This is a genomic window from Chryseobacterium panacisoli (genome assembly GCF_008274625.1).
Classification (GTDB): domain Bacteria; phylum Bacteroidota; class Bacteroidia; order Flavobacteriales; family Weeksellaceae; genus Chryseobacterium; species Chryseobacterium panacisoli.
On the sequence record NZ_VTRU01000001.1, the window covers coordinates 1,677,161 to 1,696,338 of the forward strand.

Genomic DNA, 19,178 nt, shown 5'->3' on the forward strand with positions numbered 1-19,178 from the left:
AATATTTATAGGAACTTATATAAGTATAATCAAGTTTTATAAAATTAATATTATACATTATCTAAAGTATTTCACGTGAATTTTTAATTAGCTATTCCAATTTTGTATCTCTTCTCAGATATAAAAAACATAATCCATATAATACTACACCTCCAGGAATCAAAAGAGTTACTTTTATTGTCTTCCAGATAAAATAATAAAACAATAATAAATAAAATCAGCATATCCTTATTGTTTTTGGAAATAGAATAATTTCTGAGAAAGAATAATATATATGCCGATAGATATAATAACCCTCCTAGTATTCCCAATTCCATCATTGATTCAACAAACAAATTGTGCGGATAGTTACTCACATCAGCACCATCAAGTATAAATCCTGAACTTCCAATTCCTAATCCAAAAAAAGGATGATTCAACACTGATTCCAATCCTATTTCAAGAAAGTTCCCTCTCACTGACAAGCTCGCATCATCATTACCCACTTTAAATATATTAAAGCGTTCAAAATCTACATTTTGAAATGCAAAAGTATAAATATTATCTCCAAAAATAAGTATGGTAAAAAATAATGCTCCTATTGCAAACCCTGTTTTATAATTTATTTTATAATTTTTAAGATTCAAAGTGAAGAAAACAATTAAGGATAGTACTAAATTGATGATAGGCCCTCTTCCTCCAAGTTGAAATAATAAAAATAATATTGATAATCTGTAAACCGCAACATACCAAGTTAACTTACTTGCCAGAGAAAAAATAAAACATGCACACAGCATGATTCCAATAACTAAATATGTAGGAACTTTATCTACTAATAATTCAGAATCATGGAATATAATAAACATATTATTAAAATACAGATAAAACAATCCTACAATCATTAATCCACCAATAAGATACATTAATAATTTCAATTCGGAAAAAATAGATTTTTTAAATACAACAATCGGATAAACGACCGTAAACATATTTAAAATAATAGCAAGGGTTTTGGACTGAGCATACTCAGTAGATATTGAATACAGATTTGAAACAATAAAGATCAGACTGAATACAGTAATTAAAATGACAATTAGTCGGTCTTGTTTTTTGAGCGGAACAATTTCACGTATTTCAATAAGTATTAATGCCGTACAAACCAAAAGAGATAATAATGTCAAGTCTATTGGAATAGGTAACCACTTCAGAGACCCTGAGAAAACAAAAATAAAATAAATAAATACTTTAAAAAATACAAGTTTGTCGGTAAATAAAGACATATTTCTCAATTAGAATTGGTTTTTATCAAAATTAAGGCAGTTTTTCATGTATTACAATCAATTATGATATGGTATGAAATCTTTGTTCTATTATCATTGTAAGTTCCTACTGTTTCGCATTATATTTTGAAATAAATCTTATATACACTTCCTTATACCATTTTGGGTCTCTGAAAATTCTATCATTATGCCAGAGTATGATGAAATCACCTTCAACTCTTTTTGTTATTTTGAGAAGATTTTCCAATACCTCAAAAGCTTTATTCGTAGAATATTTCTGATAGTGTCTCAACGTAGCATCCATAACGATCAGAGGCTTCTCTAGAATATTATAAGGTTGGTCTTTCTCAAAATTGTACGGGTAAAATTCGTGTGCCGTACCACATTTAAATCCTTCATGTTCTGCAAACCCCATAGTATAATCGACCTTTATACCACATTTTTCAAGATTTTCAAAAGTTACTCTCCGGTCAAATCTGAGATAATGCTGCCTTGCAAATATAATATCTCTTCCCGAGGTATTTCTAAGTCTATCTATTTCGTCGTTCATAATCGTAATATCTCTGAACGTATTAAAGCCGGGATGAATACCTAAGAGCATATCTGCATCTACAATTTTGGACATCAACTTTAAAACATTATTGTCTATAGTTTGTCCCTTATCAAATTGAGATGGCTTTGCAGTCATAAAGAAAAAAACCGATTTTAAGTCATATTTTTTTGAATCTTTATACAATTGCTCTACTCCTTTAAGATACTGATCTTCTTTTTTAGAAACAATAGTTTTTAACATATTCAGTATTGAACTGCATATTTGTAAAGGCCTTTTTTCTCTAATAGCTTCTCCAACCAAAGTCTTAACTGATGTAAAAAAGCCATCAAATCTATAAAGGTCATCTATATCATGAGTAGGAATAATGATTGTTGACCTTACTGACGGGGCAAAACTTTGTACTTCATTTTTAAGAATCTTCCTGAGCAGAAGTGCATATTCGTCAACAACAGGTATATTAATCAGATTATATTTATAGACTAAACTGTCTTTGTATCTAAATCTGTCAAATTCATCTCGTATTTCAGAAATCCATTCATCATAACAGGATAATAATATGAAAGATAAAGTAATAATATCATAATTGACTTGAATATATCCATTGTTATATTCATACAGATCATTTACATCTTCATCAACAACCGGAATATTATAATAATTATCATAGGAAGGTATATGTTTCATATGAGCCTTACCATCTATCAAATTAACCAATTTATCCTGCGAACATAACTTAAATTTAATTTTTATTCCTTCAACCCGAATAGTTACATTATCTTCAGATAAAGATTCTAAAGCTGGAGAAACGACATAACCAAATGCAATTTTCAGCAAAAACTTAATTGTATATAATATTGCATTTTCTGTTCTCAAACTTTTTAACATTACTCTAAACTATAATAAGCTGGTTAATTACACATTACGTCCCGAAAGAAACAAAAATAATTTTAATAATGAAGAATTTGTTTTAGACACTTCAAAATAGGCTTTTTGTTCTGTACCATACAATCTAAATGCGCTTTCTACATTTTTTATCATACTTCCTTCAAAATCATAGGATTTGGTTTTATCACCCAAAAATTTGATAGATTCAAAAACTAAGCATGAAAATGAATTTGACTGTCGGAATTCTGGATTAATTGCCGAAATTAAATGATAAGCTGAATTCCTATCCCATATCAAGAAAAGTGAAGTATGCTTGTTGCCTTCCTCATCATAAGCACTCATAATACACCCCATGTTTCTTTCCTTACTGGCTTTATATATTGAATAAAATAATTCTTCGCTATATGATATTTCCTGCCCAAGCTGCTTCAAGCATTTTTTATGGAATTGATAAAATTCTTTATAATCTTCATCCAGTTTTACTGATATTTTCCCTTTTGCATCTTTAATACTTTTTCTTTTATCATATGAGAACGATGCCAATACTTTATCAGAATCGGATATATCCGGTATTACATAAGTATATTTAGTTGTACACTGAAAGCCAGCCCAATAAAAAGGTAACCAATTGGTAATAGAATAATGAAAATGCTGGATAAAATAATCAAACTGGGGTAATTTTTGAATTAAATCTTCCATTACCTTTATCTCATTACTTATTTTACTACTTTTCTTTGAAGCATCTTTGCTATTTCTGATCCATGGTCCTAAAGTCTGAGTTTGATGCGGGAGAGTAAGGATATTAAATTTCTTTTTAACTTTCTTTTTGTAGTAAGGTAATGAGCCAATAATAGTATCTCCTTTTTCAGATAATATGACATCCCAATTATTTTCTCCGCATACAGCATCTAGCCACCAATATTTTGAAAACAAGGGAATTGACTCTTCATTATCACATAATTCAATATATTTTCTTTTATTTTCTCCTAACATCACTAATAATTTATTTTTTTAAAATCATGGATATTTCATCTTCATTCTCAGATTCTATGACAAAGCCAAATGACTTATATAGTGAAATTGCTCCCGTATTATCAGAAACTACGTTTAAACTTATAATTTTAAAAAAAATTCCAAGCTCAGAAATACTGTCTGATAATATTTTTTTTGCAAATCCTTTTCCCAAATAATTATCTTCTACTGCAATTCCTTTTAAATGGATTTCATTGTTATCTCTTGCTATGTAAAGAGCATATGCAATACATACATCATCTTTTATTATGGTATACAAAGACCTGTTTTTGTGTGTGTATAAGTATAATTTAGTAAGATTATCAATTTGTCCAAATTTTCTGTTATGCAAATTAATAATATTTATGATATCCTCTTTATCATTTTTTTTATAGGCCAGCTTCCTAACAGTTCTAAAAGATCTGATAACGGCTAATACACTTAATAATTTTTGCATATTTATTTACCTTTAGAAAAATGATACGACAATAAGATATTAATTAAATACATGATGGAATATCCCAGTGAAAAGATAATTAAAGTTGTTTTTATATCAAAAAATAATGACCCTAAAACAACGATAGTTATATTTAAAACAAATAAAAAAATCTGCCATAAGAAATCTACTCTTTGTTTTTCTGTAATCAAAAAGACAACAGAAAGAGGATTAGATATAAACTGAAAGAAGTACATTGGGGTCATATATCTGGCATAGTATCCTGCAGTAATCCATTTTTCGCCAAAAATAATTCTGAAAATATCCGGAGCAAAAATAAAAAACAAAATAAAAGGAACGATACTCAGTTTTAAAAGTGTTTTAAGAGTTGCAGTATATATTGTATGGCAATTCCCATTACTGATATAATGCCTGGCCGCTTCTTCTCTGAAAACATTTCCGATTGATCCAGCCATTAGGCTGAGAGGTGCTGTAGCAATTCTATTAGCAAATCCATAAAATCCGAGTATAGAATTTCCAAAGTAATAATTAATTATCAAGCCAGGAGCTTCATAAGCTGAAGTATTAAAAAAATGAGCAGCTACTAAAAATTTTGGAAAATTAATATATCTTTTTGCAACATATGAAAGTCTTTTCTTAGAAATCCGGAATGTAGATATATCCCTCCAATTGGCACTCTTTCCATATAAAAACAATGCTGTCAATTGTCCTAAAATCCTTCCTAATATAAGTCCCTGAGGCCATTTAAAAATCCCAAGCAAAATACTAACTCCAGATGTTACAATACTTTCAGAGATTTTATTAAATGATATCTTCTTATACTGTCTTTTTCTATTAAACCAGTAAAGAAGTGAGCTTAAATTTGCATTAATGAATACTAACAAAGGCACAAGAAATAAGACAGAAGAAGCATGCGAAAGATTAAATGTCTTTTGGAGAAAGGAATTAAAAATAACAATTATTGGTAATAAAAAAATACAGAAAACAGCTGAGATTATAGCAACCAGATATAAAATTTGTTTAGCCCAAATAGAATTTTTCGGCAATAGAATAGCAAGTTCATATCTACCTGTTGCAAATACTGTAAGTACATTAACAATGCTTAAAAGTATAGTATAATCACCAAAACTTTCAGGATCATAAACTCTTGAAAGTATTGGGGTTATAAGCAATAGAATTAATTGAGCAAAAGCTGTCCCCGACAATAATGTCAGAATATTCTTAAAATACTCAGATTTAGAAGCTATTGTCTTGTCGATTAAACTATTGATAAATTTTTTGATCATGTTGATTTCAGGCTATAAATCCTTTCTATAATATCAACCACTTTAAGTCCTTCTAAAGCATTAGTAGTGATGGTATTTCTTCCTTTTAATACATCAACTACGTTTTCAATAATGTAATGGTGATTGGCAGCAGATCCTTTATAAGCACCATAATCATTTCCAGGATTTGTTGGAGCTAATTCCGGCATTACATAGTCTTTTATATTACAAACTTCTACTTTATCCATGTACTGTCCTCCGATTTTCACAGATCCATGTTCTGCAATAATTGTCATTGAACTTTCAAGGTTCTGATTCCAAACTGAAGTAGAATAATTTAAGGATCCCATTCCTCCGTCTACAAAATCAAAGCTAACAAAACCTGAATCTTCAAAATCAGTTAACGTTTCATGATTAAAATCTGCAAATTTTGCCTGAATATTGGTAATATCACCGAATAGCCAGTACATAATATCTATAAAGTGAGAAAACTGTGTAAATAAAGTTCCTCCATCCAGTTCTTTCTTTCCATGCCATGATTCCGGTTTATAATATCTGTCATCGCGGTTCCAGTAGCAATTAAGCTGAACCATATATATTTTTCCCAGTTTCCCGCTTTCCACCATTTCTTTTACCCATGCAGAAGGTGGAGAGTATCTGTTTTGCATCACAGCAAAAACTTGCTTATGCTTGTGCAAAGCCTGAAAAATAAGTTTTTCAGCATGCTGCTTTTTCAGAGCCATGGGTTTTTCTACCACAACGTGCTTTCCTGCATCGATCACTTTATAAGACTGTTCAAAATGGAATCCATTAGGAGAAGCAATATTAATGACATCCACTTCAATTCCGGAAGTTAAAAAGTCATCTAGTGATGCAAAAAAAGGAACTTTATAATTTTCAATGCCCAGTACAGATTTATCTTTAACATCGATCAATCCAACCAATTCACATTCCTCATTTCTTGAGATCATTTCGGCATGTCTTTTTCCGATATGCCCGCAGCCCACTACTGCAAATTTTATTTTTTCACTCATTTGTTTGTTTTTAAATTTTAGAAACTTTATTATTTTCTAATTTGTATTTTTCTCCACTTTCTTCACAAACGGCAATATTTTCTGCATCAAATTGAAGTCTCTGTCCAAATTCGCTCATCCATCCCATTTGTCTGGCAGGATTTCCTACCACCAACGCATAATCCGGCACTTCTTTTGTGACCACAGCTCCTGCTCCAATAAAAGCATATTGACCTATATTGTGTCCACAGACAATAGTTGCATTAGCTCCTATAGATGCACCTTTTCCAACATGGGTTTTCAGATATTCGTTCTTTCTGTTTACAGCACTTCTTGGATTTATTACGTTAGTAAAAACCATTGAAGGACCTAAAAAGACATCGTCGTCACATGTTACTCCTTCATAAATAGAAACATTATTCTGAACTTTTACATTCTTTCCTAAAACTACTTTTGGAGAAATAACAACGTTTTGTCCTATATTACATTTTTCTCCCAAGACACAGCCGGTCATAAGGTGTGAAAAATGCCAAACTTTCGTTCCGGTCCCTATCTGGCAACCTTCATCAATAACAGCTGTTTCGTGTGCAAAAAAATCTGACATATCTGCTTTATATTAATTAAAATAATTCTTAATTTCTGTAACAATAACATCCAATACCTCCTGATCAAATTCTGTATGTACGGGAAGGGAAATCACTTCGGTGCAAAGCTGCTCCGTAACAGGAAGACTAAAATCTTCTTCTACATATTGAAGAAACGCTTCTTGTTTATAAAGGGGCAAAGGATAATATATCATACTTGGAATATTCTTTTCTGCCAAGTATTTTTGTAGTTCATCTCTCTTTCCATTTTTTACTCTAAGGGTATACTGATGGAATACATGGGTTGAGTTTTCAGCCCTTTTGGGAGTTTGAATTTCGGCAATACCCGAAAGATTTTCATCATAATAATCAGCCATTCTATTTCTGGCAGCTGAGTATTCATCCAGATGTTTCAGTTTTACTTTCAAAATTGCTGCCTGAATTGTATCCAATCTGGAATTACAGCCTAAAACTTTGTGATAGTATTTCTTTTCCTGGCCATGGTTGGCAATCATTCTGATTTTTGAAGCCAGATCATCATCATTCGTCATTAGTGCCCCTCCATCACCATAACATCCTAGGTTTTTTGACGGGAAAAATGAGGTGCATCCGATATGGCCGATAGTTCCTGTTTTTTTAACAGTTCCATCAGAAAAAGTATAATCAGATCCAATTGCCTGAGCATTATCTTCTATAACAAAAAGATTATGTTTTTTTGCAAATTCAAGAATCTTCTCCATATTGGCACTTTGCCCATATAAATGAACAGGAACAATCGCTTTGGTATTAGGTGTCAGATATTTTTCTAACCCTTCCAGGTCAATATCAAAAGTATCTTCGTTTACATCTACCATTACGGGTTTTAATCCTAAAAGACCAATAACTTCAGCAGTAGCTACATAAGTGAATGCCGGGCAGATGATTTCGTCACCAGGCTGCAGATCAAGTGCCATCATGGCAATTTGAAGAGCATCTGTTCCGTTAGCACATGGAATAACATGTTTTACAGCCAAATATTTTTCAAAATCCTGTTGAAATTCTTTTACAGCAGGACCATTAATAAATGCTGTGTTGTCTATACATTCCTGAATACCGGCATCTACGTCTTCTTTTATTTTCAGGTATTGACCTTTAAGATCAACCATTTGAATTTTCATATCTTTAGTTTTTTGAGTGCACGTAGAGGTGCATATTTTAATTCACGATAAGCTCACTGATTTTATTTCCTATAGAAAGGCAGGAAGTGGCTGCCGGAGAGGGAGCATTTCTAACGTGAATGATGTTTCCGTTTTTCACGATATCAAAATCATCAATCAATCCTCCATTTCTGTCACAAGCCTGAGCTCTTACTCCAGAACCTCCTGCTACAAGATCGTTTTCCTGTATTTCCGGTAACAGTTTCTGTAAGGCTTTTGTAAATGCAGATTTGGAAAGTGAACGATGCATTTCTCCCATTCCTGTTTTTCCGTATTTCGCAACAATTTTCCTAAATCCCGGCCACAACAAGGTCTGCATAGTTTCGTTGAAATTGAAATCGAAAAATTGGTATCCTTCCTTTTTAAAAGCCAGAACGGCATTGGGACCTGCTTCAATATTACCATCAATCATCCTGGTAAAGTGTACTCCAAGGAACGGAAAACTGGGGTCTGGTACCGGGTAAATAAGATGTTTTACCAGATATTTTTTTTCATCCTTAATTTTATAATATTCTCCTCTGAACGGAATAATGACCACATCGTTTTTTTCGTTGGTCATTTTGGTGATCTTATCAGAATAGAGTCCTGCGCAGGAAATAAGCTTTTGGGTTTTAAATTCGGAAATATTGGTGTTTACAATAATTTCAGATCCTTTATCAATGATGTTTTTTACTTCATTATTAAATTTTACTTCTCCTCCTAATTCCTCAAAAAGTTCTTTTATTTTTTTTGCTATTCCCGGATAGTCAATAATTCCGGTCTGCGGAACTTTGATTGCTTTTACGCCCTCACAATGGGGTTCTATTTCACGAAACTCTTCTCTTGAAAGGTATTTTAAATCCTGCAGGCCGTTTTCAACACCTCTTTTATAAATATTATCTAAAAGGGGTAATTCTTCCTGTGAAGTCGCTACGATTATTTTGCCGCAAAGGTCATATCTTATTCCGTATTTCTCGGCAAAATTAATTACTGAATTATACCCTTCGATACAGTTTTTTGCTTTAAGGCTGCCTGGTTTATAATAAATCCCACTATGGATTACACCACTGTTGTGTCCCGATTGGTGCAAAGCCACATCGTTTTCTTTTTCTAAAATTAAAATCTTAGAATCGGGATTTTTCAGTTTAGTCTGATAGGCTGTAGCCAATCCTACCAAACCTGCACCAATGATTATAATATCATAGTTCATGATCTGTTACAGTCTTGCATCCACCAGATTTCTGTCTAAACATGCTTTGGTATCAAAAACCACTGCATTTTCCTTTTTAAGCTGATCCAGATCCATTTCCAGGAACTCATTATGAGACACTGCAATAACTAAAGAATCATACTTTTTCCCTTCCTGAAGAGCATCCAGAATATCAATTCCATATTCATGCTTCACTTCCTCTTTGCTCGCCCACGGATCATAAATATCGACAATTACTCCGTAATCAGCAAGTTCTCTATAAATATCAACAACTTTAGTATTTCTGACATCCGGACAGTTTTCTTTGAATGTAACTCCTAAAATCAAGGCATTAGAATTTTTGATCACTCCACCTTTTGCAATAAGAAGCTTCACTACCTTAGCGGCAACAAACTTTGCAATAGAATCGTTTACACGTCTTCCTGATAGAATAACATCAGGATGGTATCCTAACTGCTCTGCCTTGTGTGCGAGGTAATAAGGATCTACAGAGATACAATGTCCTCCCACTAATCCAGGTTTATATTTAAGAAAGTTATATTTTGTACCAGCAGCTTCCAATACATCATTGGTATCGATTCCTACTCTATCGAAAATTAAAGCTAATTCGTTCACAAAAGAAATATTAACATCTCTTTGTGCATTTTCAATAGCTTTAGAGGCTTCTGCTACTTTAATGCTTGGTGCCTTATGAGTTCCGGCTGTAATGATTTTCTTATATAGATTATCTACTTCTTCCGCAATCTTTTCTGTAGAGCCTGAAGTTACTTTTTTAACACTGGTAAGCGTATTTATTTTATCTCCCGGATTAATTCTTTCCGGAGAATATCCTACAAAAAAGTCTTTGTTAAACTGGAGCCCCGAATATTTTTCAAGAACCGGTACACATTCTTCTTCTGTACATCCAGGAAAAACTGTAGATTCATAAATAATAATATCTCCTTTTTTGATAATTTCTCCCAACATTTTTGAGGCAGAAATCAGTGGATTCAGATCCGGAGCGTTATATTTATCAATAGGGGTAGGAACTGTTACAATGAATACATTAGCTTCAGAGATATCAGACAACAGGCTTGTTGCTTTATAGCCTAAAGAGCCATTAGATTCATTATATTTTTTCAGTCCGTTATTTAATTTATCAACATCTGCTTCAAGCGTTATATCCTTTCCCTCATTTAGCTGATCAACACGCTGTGTATTAATATCAAATCCAAAGACAGGATAGTGATCTGCAAATTCAAGAGATAAAGGAAGACCTACATAACCCTGGCCTATAACCGCTATTTTATATGTTGTTGTCATTAACTAAGTTTATTTTTTATTTTTTGAAACCAAGATTGTTCTGCATGTTGGTTATAACCATAACCATATTTGTTACTATATCCTAAATTTTCTCTGCTTACATCATTAAGTACGAATCCTACATTTTTGATTTTTTTCTGATCGATATTGCTATTTGCAAATTCTAATAGTGCCTTTTCTGTATATTTAGATCTGGATACATAAATTGTGACATCAGAAAGTTCGGCAATAAGGAATGTATCAGTAACAAGAAGTAATGGTGCAGTATCTAAAATAATATACTCATATTTATCTTTCAACTCGCTCAGAAGGATTTCATAACGACCGTTGGATAATAATTCTGTTGGGTTCGGAGGGATCATTCCTGAATAAATTACATCTAGGTAAGGATTAAACGATGATACATGAACGATATCTTCAAGTTTAGTATTGTCATTATAAAGATATTCTGTAAGCCCGGTAAGACCCTTTCTTGCAGGGTTATATCTTTGAAGTTGAGGATTTCTGATATCGGATCCTATGATAATTGCTTTTTTCTTAGGATTGGCCAATGTTAAAGCTAAATTGACAGAAGTAAAGGTTTTTCCTTCTCCTTTTACCGTTGAAGTAACAAATACAACTTTTCCTTTTTTTTCTTTTGAAAGCATGAAATTCATATTGGTAATAAGAATTCTAAATGCTTCCGCCATAGGAGTAATATCATTCATTTTTACTATTTCAGAATCCCCATTTTCAAGACTTGGCAATTCTGCAATAATAGGAGCATGTATAAGCTTTTCCAGGTCATGTTTAGTAATAACTTTATTATTAAATAATTGTAACATATAAATAATAATAAAAGGAATTAACAATCCTAGAAATAGTGAAGCAAATAAAATAGCTTGGGTCTTGGGTGCAATAGGGTTTGCAAAAGCATAAGCCGCATCAATCACCCTTGCTTTCGGTGCCGTGATAGATTGTGCAACAGCCGTTTCTTCTCTTTTCTGTAATAATAATAAGTATAAGTTTTCTTTAATTTGTTGCTGTCTTTCTATTCCCCTAAATATTTTTTCCATAGAAGGAATTCTCGCTATTTTCCCAGTTACTTTGTTTTGCTCTCCTACATATTCATTTCTGGCAAGTTCTAATCCCGTCTTATTTCTTTGCAGGGTTTGAACAACAGAACTTCGCATTGCATTTATTTGTTTACTAGTTTCAACAACTATAGGGTTTTCTGTAGTTGCAGATTCTAGTAATCTCGCTCTTTGCAGTATTAATTGGTTATAGGAGGTAATCCCAGAAACCGCTTCGGGATTATTTAATCCAATATTTATTGGTAAGACCTGGTATTGTCCTTGCTTCGACATGAAAGAAAGCAATGAATTTGTCAATTCTATTTGAGCATCAAGCTCCAGCTGCTTACCACGGGCCGTCGCAGAACTTTCAAGATCTATTTTAGCTTCTGTTTCAAGGTCGGTAAGATTATTTTTTGATTTAAAACTTTCTTTTTCATTCTCAACCTGTCCCAGTTCTACTGAAAGTTTTCTTACTCTGTCTTCAATAAAATCCAATGTTTTTTTAGACTCTTGATTTTTATCCAGAATAGCATCATTATTATAAGCAACAACTAATGAATTAAGAATGTCTTCTGCTTTTGAAATTACCGGATAATTCATTGAAAGTTTAAGGACAGTAGCTTCTTTATTGGCTAAACTTACACTAAGAGCTCCTCTCAATGAATTAACCTTTGCTTCAACTGATGATATAATTAATTCTAAGTTCTTTTTATCAACGTTTGGTGATGCTTTAGGGTTATACCCTGTATTTTTAGTAATAATAATATTAGCAAAAGGAAGACTTATCATTCTTCCATAACCAGAAACAATATTTTTTTTCAGCCCTTCATAATGTATTGAAATTTCTTCTCCTTTTAGCTCTACATTAATAAGATTATTGGCACTTTTAGATACTTTTTCATTTACAACTTTTACTTCAATAGGAGAAGATTCTTTATAAAGCTCAGCACGACTTACTTTTCCTTTAACAATGATATTGGTCTGAAGATTTTTATTGATAACTACATCCCTCATCAGTTTTTTTGATTTCAGGACTTCAATTTCATTAGAAATACTATTAGTTTTCATTCCTCCCAATCCTGATAAATCAGAAAGGACCCCTAAATCATTATTTGAAGAAGAATTTTTGGAATCTTTTATTAGTAATGTAGTTTCTACATAATAGACCGGAGTCATAAATTTTATCGCAAAATAGCCTATAGCTAATGCTACCATAGCACAAAAAATAAACCACGGCCATCTCCTTAAATATGGTTTGATTATTTCACTAAAATTAATTTTGCTTGAATTTTTTTCTTCTTCTGAAAATTGTGAAGTTCGCTGGTTATCCATCAATTTTATTTCTTATTAAATAAACTTACTACTACGGCAACTGCTGTAACCGCAATAGAAATGGCGGTCAGATAAAGCCCAGTGTTGGGATTCTGTTTTGCTATAACATCTTTTGTATTGTTTGAAGAAACAATAATAGCATCTCCTTGCTTTAGATTATAATATGGAGAATTAATTAAATTAGCATCCTGAAGATTAATACGGCCATGAGAAACAACTCCATTTTCTGTTCTTACCACCAATATATCTTCTCTTTTCCCATACTGAGTCAAATCACCAGCTAGCCCCAATGCATTTAAAATAGTTGCCTGCCCATTTGCAATAGTATAGTCACCCTGTCTATTTACTTCTCCTAATACAGTAACTTTAAAATTCGAGAGTCTCACATTAATTGTTGGATTAATAACATATTTCGTCATTTTTTCCCTTAAATCATCTTTAAAAGTTGTTAAGCTTTTATTGGATGTATTCAGCTTTCCCAATATTGGAAAATCAATATCTCCATTGGTATCTACAATATATGTTGGACCTGACAGTATGGTTGCTCCTTGATTAGGAGTATTTCCTCCTGCTATAGCATTTGTCTGGATAAGTTCTGATGAAGAATAATTCTGATTAAAAGGCTTTACAACATCCATATCCTTTGCTGTGATTAGAATAACCAACTGATCACCCGCTTGGATTGTGTTTGCTGAATTTTTAGCAGAGGCATTGATTGCAACCTGTTCTATATTCTGCATATAATTTAAATCATTCTTAGCATTGGGATTGACTTTACAGGAAACCACTAAAGAAGACACCAAAATTACTGCTAATATTTTTCCTTTCATTCTATTGTTAAATTATGCAAATATACATTTATATTTTTTCTATTTATCTAAGGCCTCGTAGATAGAATTATTGCTTCGGAATTCCGGCACTATTGTCTTAAGAATCCTTACTACTTCCACTTTATCTCTTCTAAGAGAAGCTTTAGTAATTTGCCTAGTAAGCGTATCTATTTCTTCAAATCCCGTAGAAGGGTCTTTAGAGATCATAATTTTATCATTATGAGTAGGAAGTGTTTTAGCATCATCACTCAAGAGTTCTTCATAAAGCTTTTCGCCAGGCCTTAATCCCGTATAAATGATCTTAATATCAATATTAGGTTCGAATCCTGATAATTTGATCATTCTTTTAGCAAGATCAAGAATTTTAACAGGTTCCCCCATATCAAATACAAAAATTTCACCTCCTTCTCCCATTGTTCCAGCCTGAAGTACAAGTTCACATGCCTCCGGAATCGTCATGAAATATCTTACAATTTCCGGATGAGTGATGGTTACCGGGCCTCCTGCTTCAATCTGTTTTTTAAAATGGGGAATCACAGAACCGTTGGACCCTAATACGTTTCCAAATCTTGTTGTAATAAACTTGGTAACATTACCCTCTACATTTTGAAGCGACTGTACAAAAAGTTCCGCAGCTCGTTTTGAAGCTCCCATAACGTTGGTAGGATTTACAGCTTTATCTGTAGATACCATTACGAACCTGTTCACTTTATATTTGCTGGATAATTTTGCGACGATCTTTGAGCCTAATATATTAACAAAAATTGCTTCATGCGGATTTTCTTCTACCAAAGGCACATGCTTATAAGCAGCAGCGTGATATACCATTGAGAAGTTATACGTCTGGAACAAAGATTCCATTCTGTGATGATTGGAAACATCTCCTAAAACAAATTTGAAAGCAATATGAGGAAACTTATCTCTCATTTCGAGTTCTATTTCATACAGAGGAGTCTCTGCCTGATCCAGAACTACAATTAAAGAAGGATTAAAGTTAGCAACCTGTCTTACAATTTCACTTCCTATGGATCCTGCTCCACCAGTTACTAATACTGTCTTATCAAAATGCCTGCTCTTAACTTTTTCGTTCTGAATTTTGATGGGTTTTCTATTTAATAAGTCTTCAATCTGTAGATTTCTGATAGATCCTCCCAAATCACTGTCTCTCAATTTTTGTACTGAGGGTGCTTTAAAGACATTAAGATCTTTCTCTAAAAATAAATTCACCCACGTATTCATCTCATCTCTGGCCATCATCTCTTTCACAATGAGAATTCCATCAATAATAAGATCTTCTTTCGTGTTTTCTTCTATTTTTTGTTTTCCGTAGATGGGCTTTCCCAGCAGAGACGCCCTTTTAGAATCTGTTCTTTGAGTTAAAAAGCCTACTACCTGATAAGGCAGGCTCGGATTATCCAGAATAGCACGTGCAATTGCAATTGATTGTTCGTCAATTCCTAACACCAAAATTCTTTTTTTCAATGCACTTCTTCTATACTCTCTTACAATATGGAAAAACTCTTTCACATATAATCTGAAAAGAAACAATCCCATAAATGAAATTACAAAATAAAGCATCAGATAAGGAGTAAGTATAAACTTAGATCCTGTAGTCCAGAAATAAAGAATATTGATCGTTCCAATTGCCAGCATTGTGCAAAAGCAGGATATCAGAAGCTTAAATAAATCTATAAAGGTTGAGTGGCGAATAATTCCGGCATACGTCTTGAAGAGATACATAAAAGCAGTATTTGCAAGAATAATAAAAACAAAAATTAAGCTTTTATCTTCATGGTATATAAATTCCTGCTTGGTAATTTTTTCGATAATGTAAGTGGAAAGAAATAAAGATATAACCAGAATAATAATGTCTATTACAAGAATTATCCATCTAGGAAGATATCTTACGTCTGAGAGATTGACAACATTATCCCCTCCAAATATTGTTTTTCTAAGAGAATCGTACATTGTCTATATTGGTGTTCATATTTAATTAAATTGTAATATCTGATCATCTGATCAAAGATAATTCCGATACAATCATGCAAAAATAAAATAATTTTATTTCAATATGTTGAAATCAGAAATAAATTTGATGTTATATTTATGAAATCTAATAATTCCATTACGGCACAGCTAAATTCACGGACAAAAATCATACCATATAAAGTCTTATAAAGGCGATATTTATCTATAAAAAATCCTTTATTCCAGCTGTTTTAGGTTTGTTATAATTATTAAATCTTTATGTATCAATCTCTTTCAAAGAACTGATTGTTTTTTTGTAAAAAGTCATATTTCAAGTTTTTTTAAATTCATTAATATATTATTCAAAAATATCAATTATTTTCTCATATTCAAAACCTTTACTCATCAAATATTTTATAGTTTTGCTTTTTTTTTGATATTCTTTCAAACCATTTTGTTTAGAATAATACCCTTCAAAAATTTTTCTGATAGTATTCTCGTAATCAGAATCATCTATCTCATCAAAACATGAATTGATCAATCTTTCTGAAATCTGTTTTTGCTTCAGATTCATTTTTATTTTAGTCTTACCCCAATGTTTGATGTAAAATTTGCCTCTGATATAGCTTCGTGTAAACCTTTCTTCATTCAGATAGTTTTCTTTCAGGAGATATAGAATAATTTCTTCTTTAGCTTCATCAATAAGCAGAAACTCTCTCATCTTCTGTTCCACTTCTGCATGGCAGCGGTCCTGGTAAACACAGTAATTGACCAGTTTTTGTTTGATTTCTTCGAAAGTGTAAGATTTCTTTTCCATTTGAATAAAAAAAGAATGAGCTGTCTGCCCATTCTTTATATAATATTGAAATGCCTGTTAGTAATTAAACAAAGCTTTTCCTTCCATTAATTCGTTAACTTTCTTTCTTACAGATGTAAGAACTTCTTCATTTTTGATATTGTCTACCACTTCAGAAATCAGTCCTGCAATAGTATCCATATCATTTTCTTTCAATCCTCTTGTTGTAATTGCTGCCGTTCCTAATCTGATACCAGATGTTGTGAATGGAGATTTATCATCAAAAGGAACCATGTTTTTGTTGCAGGTAATATCAGCAAGTACTAATGCTTTTTCTGTTTCTTTACCATTCACGCCTTTGTTTCTAAGGTCTACCAGCATTAAGTGGTTATCTGTACCTCCGCTTACGATATCAAATCCTTTGTCGATCATCGCTTTTGATAGCGCCTGGGCATTGGATTTAACTTGTTTTGCATACGTTTCAAACTGTCCGTCCAAAGCTTCACCGAAAGCTACTGCTTTACCAGCAATCACATGCTCAAGCGGCCCTCCCTGAATACCTGGGAATACGGCTCCGTCTAATACCTGGCTCATCATTTTGATTTCTCCTTTTGGAGTTTTGTGGCCATATGTATTTTCAAAATCTTTACCCATCATGATCATCCCTCCTCTTGGACCTCTCAGGGTTTTGTGGGTAGTAGTAGTTACTACATGACAGTGCTCAAATGGTGAGTTTAATAACCCTTTTGCTACTAAGCCAGCCGGGTGAGCGATATCCGCCCAAAGGGTAGCTCCTATTTCATCTGCTACTTCTCTGAATTTGGCATAATCCAAATCTCTTGAATACGCGGAAAAACCGGCAATAAGCATTTTTGGTTTTTCTCTCAGAGCAATTTCTCTCATCTGGTCATAGTCAATAAGACCTGTTTCCTGCTGAACTCCGTAAGAAACCACATTATATTGGATACCGGAAAAATTCACTGCAGAACCATGAGTAAGATGCCCTCCCATCGAAAGGTCCATCCCCATTATTTTATCACCAGGTTTCAAAACTGCAAGATAAATGGCTGCGTTCGCCTGAGAACCGGAATGTGGCTGAACATTCACATAATCTACTCCGAAAAGTTCTTTTGCTCTGTTGATAGCCAATGTTTCAACCTCATCTACAACTTCGCATCCTCCGTAATATCTTTTTCCGGGATATCCTTCAGCATATTTATTTGTCAGTACACTTCCCATTGCTTTCATCACGTTTTCAGAAACAAAGTTTTCTGATGCGATAAGCTCTAATCCATGAGTTTGTCTTTGTCTTTCCTTTTCAATCAGGTCGAAAATAATATCCATTTTACTTTTAGTTTTTGAAATTTCCACCCCAAATGTACGGAATTTTCATTGAGATTTCTCTATTGAAAAAATGATTTTAGACACTAAAAAATGAAAAAACCTGTCAATAAATCTAATATTATGATCCTTTCAACCTGATCAAAAATTCTTTAAAATTCTTCGTCTGCAATTTCTTTATTAACCACAGCACCTGCAAAATTCCCCTGTGCAACAGCATTAGCTACGGAACGCATCATCGTTACATTGTCTCCACAGGCAAAAACTCCGGGAACATTTGTTTTCTGCATCATATCTACTTTAATAAATCCCTGTTCTGTAAGCTCACATCCCAGATCAGCGGACACATTAAGATTTTGTTCAAAAGGAATTTTAGCATATAAAGCCTGTAAAGGAACTTCTTTCCCGTTTTTGAAAACAATTTTTTGAATAGATCCACTTTCATGTTTGAACTCTTCAATTTCATCTTCATTAAGGATGATTTTATTCTGCTTTAGTTTTTCAGTTTGTTCATCAGTAAGAACAGCTTTTCCATTGGTAAAGAGGGTAAGTTTTTTAGTCAGATTAAAAATCAGTTTTGAAAACTCGTAAGCCATATCTCCATTGGAAAGAATTCCGGTAATTTCATTTTTCACTTCATAACCATGACAGTATGGGCAATGTATAACAGAAATCCCCCAGCATTCAGCAAATCCGGGAATATCCGGCATTACATCCTTTACTCCGGAAGCCAGGATAAGCTTTTTAGCATGGAATTTTTCTCCTGATGACGTTTCAATCCTAAAACCTCCGGTTATTTTTACTGTTTTGATGACTGTTCCGTTATAAAAGCGGACCGTGTTGTATTTTTCGACATCTTTTTTGGCCAGGTTTGCAATTTCTCCCGGTGTTTTCCCATCATGGGTAACAAAGTTATGGGAATGAGGAGTCTGCCTGTTACAAGGTTTTCCGTTATCAATAATCAGGACATTTCTTAAAGATCTTCCTAATGACATTCCTGCTGATAATCCTGAATAGCTTCCTCCTATTATAATGACATCAAATTTTTTATTTTCCATAGTTCAGTTGATAATTGATAGTTGATAGTTGATAGTTGATAGTTGATAGTTGATAGTGCAAAGTTAACATAAAATCAAACAACG

General features: G+C 32.9%; 16 protein-coding genes. All 16 read right to left on the bottom strand.

The features are described from left to right. Positions 1-83: 83 nt before the first annotated feature. On the bottom strand, positions 84-1,259 hold the full coding sequence (locus FW781_RS07485) for an O-antigen ligase family protein (RefSeq protein ID WP_149386835.1): 1,176 nt from the start codon (positions 1,257-1,259) through the stop codon (positions 84-86). Between the two features lie 106 nt (positions 1,260-1,365). Further along, positions 1,366-2,685, bottom strand: a complete 1,320-nt coding sequence (locus FW781_RS07490) for a polysaccharide deacetylase family protein (protein WP_149386836.1) — start codon at positions 2,683-2,685, stop codon at positions 1,366-1,368. Between the two features lie 39 nt (positions 2,686-2,724). Next, a complete protein-coding gene (locus FW781_RS07495) occupies positions 2,725-3,690 on the bottom strand; it encodes a methicillin resistance protein (RefSeq protein WP_149386837.1) in 966 nt (321 codons plus the stop codon). A gap of 10 nt (positions 3,691-3,700) precedes the next feature. After that, positions 3,701-4,165, bottom strand: a complete 465-nt coding sequence (locus FW781_RS07500) for a GNAT family N-acetyltransferase (RefSeq protein ID WP_149386838.1) — start codon at positions 4,163-4,165, stop codon at positions 3,701-3,703. 2 nt (positions 4,166-4,167) lie between these two features. Next, positions 4,168-5,451, bottom strand: coding sequence for a lipopolysaccharide biosynthesis protein (locus tag FW781_RS07505; RefSeq protein WP_149386839.1), 1,284 nt, complete (start codon positions 5,449-5,451; stop codon positions 4,168-4,170). Next, complete coding sequence (locus FW781_RS07510; RefSeq protein WP_149386840.1) at positions 5,448-6,464, bottom strand: Gfo/Idh/MocA family protein; 1,017 nt, start codon at positions 6,462-6,464, stop codon at positions 5,448-5,450. The genes FW781_RS07505 and FW781_RS07510 overlap by 4 nt, the downstream gene beginning before the upstream one ends. 10 nt (positions 6,465-6,474) lie before the next feature. Beyond that, positions 6,475-7,047: an acyltransferase gene (locus FW781_RS07515; RefSeq protein ID WP_149386841.1), complete on the bottom strand. Its 573-nt coding sequence runs from the start codon at positions 7,045-7,047 to the stop codon at positions 6,475-6,477. A 12-nt stretch (positions 7,048-7,059) separates the two neighbouring features. Next, complete coding sequence (locus tag FW781_RS07520) at positions 7,060-8,184, bottom strand: DegT/DnrJ/EryC1/StrS family aminotransferase (protein ID WP_149386842.1); 1,125 nt, start codon at positions 8,182-8,184, stop codon at positions 7,060-7,062. A gap of 37 nt (positions 8,185-8,221) precedes the next feature. After that, entirely contained in the window at positions 8,222-9,412 is a 1,191-nt protein-coding gene (gene lhgO / locus FW781_RS07525; protein ID WP_149386843.1) for an L-2-hydroxyglutarate oxidase, read from the bottom strand. A gap of 6 nt (positions 9,413-9,418) precedes the next feature. Next, positions 9,419-10,714: a nucleotide sugar dehydrogenase gene (locus FW781_RS07530; RefSeq protein WP_149386844.1), complete on the bottom strand. Its 1,296-nt coding sequence runs from the start codon at positions 10,712-10,714 to the stop codon at positions 9,419-9,421. Further along, positions 10,714-13,101, bottom strand: coding sequence for a GumC family protein (locus FW781_RS07535; protein ID WP_149387379.1), 2,388 nt, complete (start codon positions 13,099-13,101; stop codon positions 10,714-10,716). The genes FW781_RS07530 and FW781_RS07535 overlap by 1 nt, the downstream gene beginning before the upstream one ends. A 5-nt stretch (positions 13,102-13,106) precedes the next feature. Continuing rightward, the gene (locus FW781_RS07540) at positions 13,107-13,931 is read right to left on the bottom strand and encodes a polysaccharide biosynthesis/export family protein (RefSeq protein ID WP_149386845.1); all 825 of its coding nucleotides are present in this window, start codon (positions 13,929-13,931) and stop codon (positions 13,107-13,109) included. A gap of 39 nt (positions 13,932-13,970) precedes the next feature. Next, complete coding sequence (locus tag FW781_RS07545) at positions 13,971-15,899, bottom strand: polysaccharide biosynthesis protein (protein WP_149386846.1); 1,929 nt, start codon at positions 15,897-15,899, stop codon at positions 13,971-13,973. Positions 15,900-16,257: 358 nt separating this feature from the next. Beyond that, positions 16,258-16,716 (bottom strand): regulatory protein RecX, encoded by a 459-nt coding sequence (locus FW781_RS07550; RefSeq protein ID WP_149386847.1) that lies wholly within the window; start codon positions 16,714-16,716, stop codon positions 16,258-16,260. 57 nt (positions 16,717-16,773) lie between these two features. Next, a complete protein-coding gene (gene glyA, locus FW781_RS07555; protein ID WP_149386848.1) occupies positions 16,774-18,039 on the bottom strand; it encodes a serine hydroxymethyltransferase in 1,266 nt (421 codons plus the stop codon). 149 nt (positions 18,040-18,188) lie between these two features. Continuing rightward, positions 18,189-19,094: an NAD(P)/FAD-dependent oxidoreductase gene (locus FW781_RS07560; RefSeq protein ID WP_149386849.1), complete on the bottom strand. Its 906-nt coding sequence runs from the start codon at positions 19,092-19,094 to the stop codon at positions 18,189-18,191. Positions 19,095-19,178: the final 84 nt, after the last annotated feature.